At 49.0% G+C, this 392-nt stretch carries 1 tRNA gene and 1 rRNA gene; both read right to left on the bottom strand.

From position 1 onward, the window contains the following. Positions 1-48: 48 nt before the first annotated feature. A tRNA-Ile gene (locus DCS96_RS18420) sits at positions 49-125 on the bottom strand. A 200-nt stretch (positions 126-325) separates the two neighbouring features. Further along, positions 326-392 (bottom strand): 16S ribosomal RNA (locus DCS96_RS18415); the annotation flags it as partial.

The following is a 392-nucleotide window of genomic DNA, read 5'->3' as shown; positions in this document are numbered from 1 at the left end:
GTTTAGTAAACTAAACGACAAGCCTTATGACGCTGTATCGACAAGATTTGGTGGGTCTGGGTGGACTCGAACCACCGACCTCACCCTTATCAGGGGTGCGCTCTAACCACCTGAGCTACAGACCCAATCTTGTTGGCTGCATTCAAACGACCTCACCCTACTCTTTATTCAAGAGATGTGGGGTGCTAACCGCCCGAGCTACAGACCTAAATCCTGTTTGGCGACGTTTAACCGTCGCCAAATCGCATCAGCCAGGCTAATGCGATAAGTCACTCTTTTATATCAAGCAAACTGTGTGAACACTCAACAGGCGTTGAGATTAAGGTAAGGAGGTGATCCAACCGCAGGTTCCCCTACGGTTACCTTGTTACGACTTCACCCCAGTCATGAAT

This window comes from Zobellella maritima, assembly GCF_003075035.1.
Taxonomy (GTDB): domain Bacteria; phylum Pseudomonadota; class Gammaproteobacteria; order Enterobacterales; family Aeromonadaceae; genus Oceanimonas; species Oceanimonas maritima.
This window is presented reverse-complemented; position numbering and strand designations above follow the sequence as displayed.